The sequence below is a fragment of the Candidatus Sodalis sp. SoCistrobi genome, assembly GCF_900143145.1.
Taxonomy (GTDB): Bacteria; Pseudomonadota; Gammaproteobacteria; order Enterobacterales; family Enterobacteriaceae; genus SoCistrobi.
Genome location: NZ_FRDB01000090.1, coordinates 1 through 10,859, shown reverse-complemented (window position 1 = coordinate 10,859; position 10,859 = coordinate 1). Strand labels below are relative to the sequence as shown.

Sequence of the window (10,859 nt, the reverse complement as noted above, 5' to 3'; positions counted from 1 at the left end):
CGGCGACTCCTACGATAATGCGATGGCAGAGAGTATCAACGGGTTGTACAAAACGGAGGTTATCCACCGCGGGAGCTGGAAAAACCGGACGGAAGTGGAGTTGGCCACGCTGGACTGGGTGGACTGGTACAACAACAGAAGGCTGCTCGGGCGGCTGGGTTACATCCCTCCTACTGAAGCCGAAATGAACTATTACGCTTTGCAATTAGCATCAGAGGAAGCGGCGTAGTATTGCCAAAATTACTCTCTAATAAACTCGGGGTTATTCAGTTGGGGATCATTAACCTTTGAAAGTCAATGATCAAGATATAAGGCAGCGGGTGATGGCGCCGTACCAAGGCAAGCCGGTCAACATTCTGTTGATGACGCGCCCCCTGCCGTCAGAGCGGGCATTAGTGCGATAACCCGTCCACGCATCTCCCCGGTTGAGGTTATTGTCCACCACACGCGGGCCATGCCCGGCACCGTTAAGACCGGCTGCCACAGAGACGGCCACCGGCGTCATGACGGTAGAAGGGGTGAGCGTTACCCTGTCCGTTGCGTCGGCAGGCGCATAGGTTGCGGCGTAGCGTAGCGTCCGGCCAGCCATGCGCAGCGGTCTAAGGTGTTTTCTTACGCCATGGCGAGCTCGGGTTTTGTCTGGCTGAGCCTTGCCGGGAGGGCGGGTAGCGACACCACCGTCCGGCTTTCGCCGTCGATTGGCGGTAGCGATATCGGCATCGCTGACCGTACTGTGCGGGGTATTGTCCTCATGGGCCTGCGCCAGGGGATCGGGTCCGGCACAGGCCAGCTCGGCGCGCGCCACCGCCGGCGTCGAGGGCAAAGAGGGGGACATTTTCGCGCTGACGCTGTGGCGCGCTAAAGGTCGCGAGGTGTTGTTCAGCAGTGCCTTTAACGTAAGCGGGTAGTTCCTCGCCAGAGCTGACACCGGGGCGCGCGCACGCGGACCTACCGGCAGCGCAGATCTCACCAACACGCGGCCGGCGAGGGTGGACGACCGGGGTGAACTCGGTCGCATCTCGGGAGAAGGTGGCGGTGTAGCGTGACGGGAGGCGTCCATTCCCCCTTTTTGCCTGACATCCAGTGTATTCTGGCATAATGACTCCTGTTCAGTTCCATTGGGTCGAAGTAATACCTCGCGACGCCGTGCAGGCAACGGCGCTAGGGCGCAAAATGACGTGATACCACCCGTTTCAGAGACTGCCGGACCTGCTTTTAGGGGCCCCTTGATGAGAGCATGCGCACCTTTGAGGACAAGTGCCGCCTATCCTGGGCCGATCAGTGATGACGCGTGAAACGTGCCGTGCAGCAAAGATCCTATGAGCAACAGATACCCTGCCTTGCGGCTTAAGTGAACTGGGTAGTATGAGAGCCGCGGCAGCGGCATAAAGAAAAGACGGTCTGTTCAGGACCGGTTATTATCAGCGGATTCTCCAGCGATTGCGCCAATCTACCGTTTCAAACGGGCAGCAGGCAAGAGGATTGTCGCCCGCCAGAGGGGGGCATGATAGAAATATCTTACGGAGCGGGGAGACATCCGCGCGGCGACAGTGCTCAGCTCATCGCCAAACCCGCGGCGGAGAGAGGGCGGCACTACCAGTCAGTGCTTACTGACCGGCAATCGCCGCCTGGGCGACCCCCTGACCGCGGGGGAGGAAAAGAGTTAATGTTGCTCAGTGCTGATAGACAGTTTCTACGCCGTCTTCATCGTCCTCATCCCAATCATCATCATCCAGCGCTTCTTCGGCTTCCGCCTGCTGAAGTTGGTCACGGTGATAATCATCCCACATAAACTCGACTTTTTCCGGCGCAGCCTCGGGTGCCGCCTGCTCTTTGGGATGGGCATTGATAAAGGCCATTACATCCCAACACAACGCCTTCACGCCGTCGCGGTTGGCGGCGGAGATCAGATAGTGCTCCCCTTCCCAGTGCAGCGCCTCCGCGATGGCCTGGGCGCGCGCCGCGGCTTCTTCCCGGTCAAGTAAGTCCGCTTTATTGAACACCAGCCAGCGCGGTTTGGCAGCCAGGTTTTCACTGTAGCGTTCCAATTCGGTAATGATGATGCGGGCATTCTCCACCGGATCAGATTCATCCACGGGCGCCAGGTCGATAAGATGCAGCAGCACCCGGCAGCGCTCCAGATGCTTGAGGAAACGGATACCCAAACCGGCCCCGTCGGCCGCGCCTTCGATCAGTCCCGGGATATCCGCCACCACGAAGCTCTGTTCGTTATCCATACGTACCACGCCCAGGCTCGGCACCAGCGTGGTAAACGGATAATCCGCCACCTTGGGCTTGGCCGCCGATACGGCGCGGATAAACGTAGACTTGCCGGCGTTGGGCAGGCCGAGCATACCCACATCCGCCAACAGCATCAGCTCCAATTGGATCTCGCGGATCTCGCCTTTGGTGCCGTCGGTTTTCTGGCGCGGCGCCCGGTTGACCGACGATTTGAAGCGCGTATTGCCCAGACCGTGAAATCCCCCTTTGGCCACCATTAGCCGCTGCGCGTGGCGGGTCATGTCGCCCATGACTTCATTGGTGCCCGCATCCAGCACCCGCGTACCCACCGGCACTTTGATGATGATGTCTTTGCCGCGCTTGCCGGTACAATCGCGGCTCTGGCCGTTTTGACCGCGCTCGGCGCGAAAGTTTTTCTCAAAACGGTAATCGATGAGGGTATTCAGGTTCTCATCTGCCAGCAGCCACACGTCGCCGCCGTCGCCGCCGTCGCCGCCGTCGGGCCCGCCGCGGGGAATGTATTTTTCCCGGCGGAAGCTGACGCAGCCATTGCCGCCGTCGCCCGCCGCCGCCAGAATGGCGGCTTCATCAACAAACTTCATGCTAACTCTCCATAAATCATTTGCCGGGCGGCTTGATAACGGCGGCGGCGGCGCGAAGGACGCGGGCCAGAACAGCGCCAGCAAATTAGAAAAAATCAAGGTAAACAGCGGCGTCAAGGTAATAATGGCGCTGACCTGCGCCGCCTGCCAGCGCGCCAGCCCCGTAGCCCACCAGGGTATTCAGGCCGCAGAACAGCAGACAGGCCAGTTGACCGCCGGTTAATTGCATAAGCGTCAGCGGCTTTGCCACTACCGTCAACGCTATTGTACACAAAATATACAGCAGCAACAGGATCTGTTGCGACGCCAGGCGCCGCAGCAACACTTTTTGCGCCACACCATAGCTCACCCACACCATCGCCGCACAACAGCCAAAAATCACACCCAGAGTATTGGCGGTCAGACGGGTGAATATCTCGCGCAGGCTGCTGTTGAAAAACATCAGCAGTCCGCCTATCAGCAGGATGGCGCCGGCAAGCTGGGTAATACGCATGCGCTCTTTTAAAATCACCACGCTCGCCACCATCATGCCGACCGGCGACAGCTGGCCGATGACCTGCGAGGCGGTAGGATTCAAATACTGCAGCGAGGTGCTGAAAAAAACGAAATTGCCCAAGAGTCCGGCGGTCGCCACCGCTAGCAATATCAGCCAGCGCCAGCGGAAAAACAGCCGCAGCGGCGGCAATTGCCCGCGCGGCGTCAAAATCAGCAGCAGACCGATACCGGCTAATAAAAAACGGTACCAAACCACGGTATAAGGCTCCATGGTGGTAAGGACCTGCTTCATGGCGATGGGGAGCGCGCCCCAGCACATAGCGGTGGTCAAGGCGAGCGCAATACCGATGCCCGCTTGCTGTCCGGCCTGCTGTGTATTTTTCATGATAAACGGTGAGCGTAAAACAGCGGATAAAGTAAAAAGCCCCGCAACCAGGTGCGGGGCTTTACTCGGCAATCAGAGAACGGGAAATTTATTCAGCAACGATGCTAACAAATTTACGGTTCTTCGGGCCCTTCACTTCAAACTGGATTTTACCGGTCGTCAAAGCGAACAGCGTATGATCTTTGCCGCAGCCTACGTTGGTCCCCGGGTGGAAACGGGTTCCACGCTGACGAACGATGATGCTGCCGGCATTGACCAATTCGCCGCCGAAGCGTTTCACGCCCAGGCGTTTACTTTCTGAGTCGCGACCGTTACGTGTGGAGCCGCCAGCCTTTTTGTGTGCCATGAGTCTGCTCTCCTGTTAGGCGCCAATACCGGTGATTTTAACGTCAGTGAACCACTGACGGTGGCCCTGATGCTTACGGAAGTGCTTACGGCGACGAAATTTAACAATCATCACTTTATCGCCGCGACCATGAGCCACGACTTCCGCCGTGATCTTGCCGCCGTTCACGAAAGGACCGCCGATTTGGATGTCGTCGCCGTTGGCGATCATCATAACCTGGTCAAACTCAACAGTGTCACCCGTTGCGATGTCCAGCTTTTCAAGGCGAACGGTCTGACCTTCGCTCACCCGGTGTTGTTTACCACCACTTTGGAAAACCGCGTACATAAAAAACTCCGCTTTCCGCGCGCTCAATCTGTAATCGTTTGGAGCGTGCTATAAATATTCACAATAGGGCGCGAATTCTACGCAAGATTCTGACCAAAGACAAGTGCAGAATACGTACACAAAGCGAAAAAGGTGCAGTTTCTTCATCGCCATTTATCTCTTACGTTTTTCAAGTACAATCAGTAACACTCTTTCCGCCAACCGGTCCCGCGTGCGGCATTACACTGGCGGTATACCCTTAAACCGAATAAAAATAATGAATCTTGAACAAATTAATGAACTGACCGCGCAGGATATGGCGGAGGTCAACACGGCAATCCGCGAGCAGCTAAACTCCGAGGTCGCCCTGATAAATCAGCTTGGCCATTACATCATCAGCGGCGGCGGCAAGCGTATCCGGCCCATGATTGCGGTGCTGGCGGCGCGGGCGCTGCATTATCAGGGTAAGCAGCACGTCACCGTCGCCGCACTGATTGAATTCATTCATACCGCCACGTTGCTGCATGACGACGTGGTGGACGAGTCGTATATGCGCCGCGGCAAAGCCACGGCCAACGCGGCGTTTGGCAACGCGGCGAGCGTGTTGGTCGGCGATTTCATTTATACCCGTGCTTTTCAGATGATGACCGCGCTGGAATCCCTGCGCGTCCTCAAGCTGATGTCTGAGGCGGTTAACATCATCGCCGAGGGTGAAGTCTTGCAGTTGATGAACTGCAACGACCCGGATATCACCATCGACAGCTATATGCGGGTGATTTACAGCAAAACCGCGCGGTTATTCGAGGCGGCCTCACAGTCTTCCGCCATATTGGCCGGCGCCGATGCCCGCCAGGAAGCGGCACTGCGCGACTATGGCCGCTATCTGGGCACCGCCTTTCAACTGATTGACGATTTGCTGGATTACGGCGCGGACGGTAAAACGCTGGGGAAGAATACCGGCGATGACCTTAACGAAGGTAAGCCGACGCTTCCTTTACTGCACGCCATGCGCAACGGCACGCCGGAACAGGCGGCGCTGATCCGGCAGGCCATTGAACAGGGCAACGGACGGCACTTGCTGGAAACGGTGCTGGAAACGATGCGCCAGTGCGATTCCCTGGGCTATACCCGCCGCTGCGCGGAGGAAGAAGCGGATAAAGCTATCGCCTGTCTGGGCTGCCTGTCGCCCTCGCCTTACCGCGATGCGTTGGAAAGCCTGGCCCATGTGGCGGTGCAGCGCGACTCGTAAGCGCCCACGTCAATAAAGGAAGATATTTGGAAAATTATCGTCGCTGGACGGCAACCCACGGCATGATGCGAAGGCCGGCTCCGCCGACATGCCTGTCGCTATTCTCTCTGCAGCCCCAACCGCACGATAAACGCGCCGATGCCTTCGCGCATCACAAAAGCGATCACCCGCTCCCGCTCTTCAATGGTCAGTTGCCGGTAAATGGCAATCCAGGTCGTCAGGGACGTGGAAACCCCCGCCACGGGCGCGTCAAGCGCCCATTCGGCTTCGTCGCCATCGCACATTTCCCGGCGTAGCAGCGCCTGTTGCACCGCCGTGGGTAGGTTATCGAAAGCGTACTCCATTCCCCGCCCCTGTGCCCCTTGCCTGCGACGCCGATTCCATTTTTCACGCCTGGCAAGATCACACAGCCCCTGACGGGTACCGGGCAGCCCGGCAACAGACAGCAGTTCCTGAGTGCTGAACCAGGCGTGTTTCATAAGATTTTCATTCCGAATTCGACCTGCATAACAAAATAGAGTTTATTTGGAAAATAATTGAAATCCTTTAGGAAGTTTGGTGCTATATATTTTCCAACTAAAGGCTATGACCATTGCCATCGTTTTATCTGAATTGGTTAGTTATACCATTAACCAGCGTTTGTCTTACAGCACAAGGAACGAAATATGAGCGAAAGGAATACAGATTGGCACCCTGCGGATATCATCGCGGCACTCCGTAAACGCGGGACCTCACTGGCGGCAGTATCGCGGGCGGCGGGGTTGAGTTCTTCCACGCTGGCGAACGCCCTCACCCGGCCATGGCCGAAGGGGGAGTGGCTCATCGCCGATGTGCTGGAGATCCATCCCTCGGTGATATGGCCCAGTCGCTATATCGACCCAGAAACCAATCAATTACTCGATAGGAAAAGCCTGATACGCCAGCGCTGACCAACGCGCCGGCGCCGGGGAGGGCCATGCCTTCCCCGGCGCACGCTTTCATTCCGGCCTGACGTCGTTGAGCGGCTCATCAGGATAGTCAAGACGCTTTAACAGGTTCAGTACCCCTTCACGTACGATAAAGGAGACGATAAAATCGCGCTCCGCATCGGAAAGTTGCCGATGAATTTCGTTCCAGGTTGCCGACGTCTCCTGTGTGGAGAGTTGATACTCCGCCGGGTTGGTCCTTAAAGAAAGCGTCTTTTTCACCATGTCCGGCAAACTGTGCCAGGCATACTCTACCGCTTTACCACGCGCACCCTCGCGCCGCCTTTTCTGCCAGCCCTCCTCCCTGGCCCGCCTATTCAGTCCCTGTCGTGTTTTGGGTAGTCCACCTACCCCAATCAATTCGTGCGTTGCAATCCATTCTTTTTTTATTTCCATCTTTTATCCCCCTCCTTGTCATGGTGACAGCCTGGCGCTATCGCCATCGCACGGTTTGGGCAGGTACTGTGGAATTTACGGCACCTGATTCCCGTTCCGCTATTACGACAACATTTAATGTATAACATTAAAGACTTGTCGTAACGCTAATTACAACACAAAAAAAGCGCATTGGATCAAAGGTGGCATTAAAAAATGAGATCAATGCCAGCTATTAGAATAAAAAACACAAAATTAATAAAAATTGTTCATTATCAATTGAATGGAATTCTTATAAAATTATCTATGTTATTACTGTAATGCAATAAACTATCTCTTTAGAAATAACTTTTATGTGAAAACGAATAACCGGGAAAAAGGAAAAGAAAACGCCGGCACGGCTAACTTTTTGCCATGGAAAACGGGCGCAAAATAGTATTTTGCATAAGGGAACGTTTACCTTTATACACCTTGGCGGCGCCGACATAATGCGACCGCCGCTGCACTGCGCCGCCGGACTTGCCGGCGCCAAACATTCCCGGCTATGACAGCGCCAAACGCCGGTAGACTTCACAATGCGAAATACGCCGGCGCTGCCGCTGCACTGCGCCGCCGGACTTTTCGGCGCCAAACACTCCCGGTTAAGACGGCGCCAAACGCCGGTAGACTTCACAATGCGAAACAGGCCCGGCGCCGCCGCTGCGCTGCATTCCAAGACACCGTCTCCATGCCCGCACGCGGCATCCCGCGACTACCTTGCCGATACCACCGGCATTAAAGAGGCCGTGCGACGACGCTGAGGATGCAGGGCCATGGCGAGGCACGAGCGCATTGCCCTGAGGGGAAAACCCACCACCCCGTCCCCCGCTGCCGACAGCGGGCTATTGTTGCAAAAACCGCTCGCCGAGCGCGATATCCTCGTTTAGCGCCGGGCGCATGCCCTGCAGCGCCTGTTGCTCGAAGTCGGTCAAAATACCCAGCGGCCGACGCGCGCTGACGCCCTGCGGTCCCAACAGCAGCGGCTGGGCAAAAAAGCGGGAAAAGTCGGTTTCGCTTTCCACATAGGCGCATTCAATAATCCCTTGCTGCCCCTGCAGCGCACGCACCAGCGACAGCGTAAAGCGGGCTGCGGCGTAACCCATGGCGAGCGTGGCGGACCCCGCGCCGGCCTTTGCCTCGACCACCTCGGTACCAGCATTGCGGACTCGTCGGGTCAAAAGATTGACTTCCTCCTCGCTAAAACTGATGCCCGACACCTGGGATAGCAAAGGCAAAATCGTAACGCCGGAGTGGCCGCCCACGACCGGCACCTCTATCTGGTCCGGCCGCAAACCTTTCAGGTCCGCCACATAACGGTTGGCGCGTATGACGTCCAGGGTCGTGATGCCAAACAGTTTTTGCGGTTGGTAGACACCGGCCTGCGACAATACGCCTGCGGCGATGGGCACCAGGGTGTTTACCGGATTGGTGACGATGCCGATAAGCGCCTGTGGCGCACATGCCACCACCTGACCGATCAGTTGCCTGACGATGCCGGCATTAACATTAAACAGATCTGCGCGATCCATCCCGGGCTTACGGGCGACACCCGCTACGATCAGCACGATATCGGCGCCAAGCAACGCCGGTGTCGCGTCTGAACCACAAAATCCGCGGACCTGCACCGGCGAGGGGATGTGGCTGAGATCCACGGCGATCCCCGCCGTTACCGGCGCGATGTCATACAGCGAGAGTTCCCAGTCCTGGGGTAAACGGGTTGTCAGCAGCAGCACCAGTGCCTGGCCGATGCCGCCTGCCGCGCAGTGCGACTTTCATTGTAATACTCCTTATAACCCTACGAAGAATGGCATCTCATACTCTACTGGAAAGCATAAATGCATCGCCTAATAAAGACAATTGATCAACATCAGGTTTGCGGCAGCGCGCGAGGATGGGCTGGCGAGGCGGGTTGCAAGTCACAGGCTTTTCACCGACCATGGACAGCGACGCTGTCACCGGCAGCAATTCGATTGCATAAAAATTCAATTTTATGCATAATAATCCATTAAATAATCGGCTCACTCTGCGGTAAAACATGCGAAATCAATCGAAACAGGAAGAACTGGTCAAGGCGTTCAAGGCGCTGCTGAAAGAAGAAAAATTCAGCTCTCAGGGCGAGATTGTGCTTGCGCTGCAGGAGGCTGGCTTTGAGAACATCAACCAATCCAAGGTCTCGCGCATGCTGACTAAATTTGGCGCGGTGCGTACCCGCAACGCCAAGATGGAAATGGTGTATTGCCTGCAAGCAGAACTCGGCGTTCCCACCGCCAGCAGCCCGTTGAAAAATCTGGTGCTGGACGTGGATCATAATGATGCGCTGGTCGTCATCCACACCAGTCCCGGCGCGGCGCAGCTCATCGCCCGGATGCTGGATTCGTTGGGGAAATCGGAGGGGATCCTCGGCACCATTGCCGGCGATGATACCGTCTTTACCACGCCCGCGCCCGGCTTCTCGGTCAAGCGGCTGTATCATTTTATCCTGGTCCACTTCAACCAGGAGCTGTGATCCCGCCCCTGCTCGCCCTTGTCATCAGAGCTTGCGACGTCTTAAGTGCGGTGTGACTGCCACCGCGCGGGGCGATATCGCCTATCGCAGTTGTCCCTCTGCGCGCCGCGCGTTACGGCGCCGCAGCGCGTCTTTTGCGGCTCGCACCCCGGCGTTTGCCTCGCCCTGCTAAATGTTCTGCAGCTGCCACCAGGGCGTTAACCCCGCGAGCGCGTGTTTTGGGCCCGCCAAGCCGACAGCGCGGCTTTGCCTGGCGATAACCGGGCTAGCGCACGCCGCGCTAGCAAATCAACCGGGTGCGCCACCTCGGTTGTGTCAAGCAGACTGCCATCGCGCATTTTTCGTCATCAAAGGTCAACCACTCAGGCATCATCGTGTTAACATTTACTTACCGTCGGTAAGCTTTTGTACTTTGCTAAATAGCGTGACACGCGTTGTGACCTGTCAGATATAAAGGACTTGTTCTGTAAGCCAGTGGGAAATACTATCGCATACCGCACTTTTAGCCACATCCACTTATCCGCATGATTTTACATCATTTTAACACAGGTTGTTTATTTTTTGTTCAAATATAATAACCTTTACTTCTAATCGCGATGATTGCGAGCTGAAAGTTTCATAAAAAAATTATCAGCAAACTATTAGTGCCCGTCGTTACTAGTGTATACTTATCTTCGTGATGAGCATCACAGTATGGAATCTGTGATGCGATAAATGAGGAATGAGATAATGAAAACCAAATCGGTATTACCTTTAATGGCGGCGCTTTCCGCGTTGTCCTTCGGCGCCTTCGCCGCGGACTCCATCTCGCTGCAGCAAGCCCAGGATTTAAAGCCCATGGGCACTGTCAGCGTCAGCGGTATCGACGCCGCGCCGAGCGACATCCACCAAGCGTTAAATCAGGCGGCCGACGCCAAAGGCGCCCGCGCCTACCACGTCACGGAAGCCTATGATGAAAACGGCAATTGGCACGCCACCGCTCAGCTTTATAAGTAAGTAAGTCAGGCCAGCCGCACCGGGCCCGCTGTCAGGGTCGCGATTGGCAAGTACCGCCACGGTTGGCCACCTTTTTTGGCAGCACTGTGCAATGTGTCACGTTGTGAAACACTCTCTGTAACCGACATCACTATCGCGGCGACCCTCAGTTAATCCTGTGTCCGGAATTAACCCATCGCGATTTGATGATTCCCTCATCGTCGAGTAGACGATTTCCCCCCGCTCGCGGCATAGGTATCTACACATTTATCGTGATACCTGTTATTACTTTGCAGAATGATTTCAACCTATCTGTTGGCGGGATTGACTCTCGCCTTACCCGCCGATATCAGACGCTGGTTAAACAGCATATGA

12 protein-coding genes and 1 pseudogene are annotated in these 10,859 nt (G+C 56.1%); 5 read left to right on the top strand and 8 right to left on the bottom strand.

What is annotated here, in order from left to right:
- The coding region (locus CINSTRO3249_RS07915; RefSeq protein ID WP_143146879.1) for an integrase core domain-containing protein at window positions 1–229 on the top strand (229 nt) is incomplete at its 5' end.
- 72 nt (window positions 230–301) lie between these two features.
- Here CINSTRO3249_RS07915 and CINSTRO3249_RS16520 read toward each other — a convergent pair.
- The 5 genes and pseudogenes from CINSTRO3249_RS16520 to rplU all read right to left on the bottom strand — a co-directional run bounded on the left by CINSTRO3249_RS16520 (window position 302) and on the right by rplU (window position 4,396).
- Window positions 302–823 carry a hypothetical protein gene (locus tag CINSTRO3249_RS16520; RefSeq protein WP_143146892.1) on the bottom strand — a complete coding sequence of 174 codons (522 nt, stop codon included), beginning with the start codon at window positions 821–823 and terminating at the stop codon, window positions 302–304.
- A gap of 850 nt (window positions 824–1,673) precedes the next feature.
- A complete protein-coding gene (gene cgtA, locus CINSTRO3249_RS07905; protein ID WP_074012875.1) occupies window positions 1,674–2,843 on the bottom strand; it encodes an Obg family GTPase CgtA in 1,170 nt (389 codons plus the stop codon).
- A 45-nt stretch (window positions 2,844–2,888) separates the two neighbouring features.
- Window positions 2,889–3,723 (bottom strand): annotated as a pseudogene (locus CINSTRO3249_RS07900) (DMT family transporter); the annotation flags it as partial.
- 88 nt (window positions 3,724–3,811) lie between these two features.
- Window positions 3,812–4,069: a 50S ribosomal protein L27 gene (gene rpmA, locus CINSTRO3249_RS07895; RefSeq protein WP_074012872.1), complete on the bottom strand. Its 258-nt coding sequence runs from the start codon at window positions 4,067–4,069 to the stop codon at window positions 3,812–3,814.
- Between the two features lie 15 nt (window positions 4,070–4,084).
- Window positions 4,085–4,396: a 50S ribosomal protein L21 gene (gene rplU / locus CINSTRO3249_RS07890; RefSeq protein ID WP_074012871.1), complete on the bottom strand. Its 312-nt coding sequence runs from the start codon at window positions 4,394–4,396 to the stop codon at window positions 4,085–4,087.
- Window positions 4,397–4,652: 256 nt separating this feature from the next.
- Between rplU and ispB the strand changes: the two genes are divergently transcribed.
- Window positions 4,653–5,624: an octaprenyl diphosphate synthase gene (gene ispB, locus CINSTRO3249_RS07885; protein ID WP_074012870.1), complete on the top strand. Its 972-nt coding sequence runs from the start codon at window positions 4,653–4,655 to the stop codon at window positions 5,622–5,624.
- A gap of 98 nt (window positions 5,625–5,722) precedes the next feature.
- Here ispB and CINSTRO3249_RS07880 read toward each other — a convergent pair whose 3' ends face one another.
- Window positions 5,723–6,103 (bottom strand): DNA-binding protein, encoded by a 381-nt coding sequence (locus CINSTRO3249_RS07880; RefSeq protein ID WP_074012869.1) that lies wholly within the window; start codon window positions 6,101–6,103, stop codon window positions 5,723–5,725.
- Between the two features lie 186 nt (window positions 6,104–6,289).
- Between CINSTRO3249_RS07880 and CINSTRO3249_RS07875 the strand changes: the two genes are divergently transcribed.
- Window positions 6,290–6,553, top strand: a complete 264-nt coding sequence (locus tag CINSTRO3249_RS07875) for a helix-turn-helix domain-containing protein (RefSeq protein WP_074012868.1) — start codon at window positions 6,290–6,292, stop codon at window positions 6,551–6,553.
- A gap of 48 nt (window positions 6,554–6,601) precedes the next feature.
- Here the strand turns inward: CINSTRO3249_RS07875 and CINSTRO3249_RS07870 are convergent, their stop codons facing one another.
- Both CINSTRO3249_RS07870 and mdh read right to left on the bottom strand, forming a co-directional pair.
- Window positions 6,602–6,979 (bottom strand): DNA-binding protein, encoded by a 378-nt coding sequence (locus tag CINSTRO3249_RS07870; protein ID WP_074012874.1) that lies wholly within the window; start codon window positions 6,977–6,979, stop codon window positions 6,602–6,604.
- A gap of 866 nt (window positions 6,980–7,845) precedes the next feature.
- Window positions 7,846–8,751: a malate dehydrogenase gene (gene mdh / locus CINSTRO3249_RS07865; protein WP_074012867.1), complete on the bottom strand. Its 906-nt coding sequence runs from the start codon at window positions 8,749–8,751 to the stop codon at window positions 7,846–7,848.
- Window positions 8,752–9,038: 287 nt separating this feature from the next.
- Here mdh and argR point away from each other — a divergent pair, with 287 nt between their 5' ends.
- Both argR and CINSTRO3249_RS07855 read left to right on the top strand, forming a co-directional pair.
- Window positions 9,039–9,509 (top strand): transcriptional regulator ArgR, encoded by a 471-nt coding sequence (argR, locus tag CINSTRO3249_RS07860; RefSeq protein ID WP_011410222.1) that lies wholly within the window; start codon window positions 9,039–9,041, stop codon window positions 9,507–9,509.
- Window positions 9,510–10,238: 729 nt separating this feature from the next.
- The gene (locus tag CINSTRO3249_RS07855; RefSeq protein WP_074012866.1) at window positions 10,239–10,505 is read left to right on the top strand and encodes a YdgH/BhsA/McbA-like domain containing protein; all 267 of its coding nucleotides are present in this window, start codon (window positions 10,239–10,241) and stop codon (window positions 10,503–10,505) included.
- Window positions 10,506–10,859: the final 354 nt, after the last annotated feature.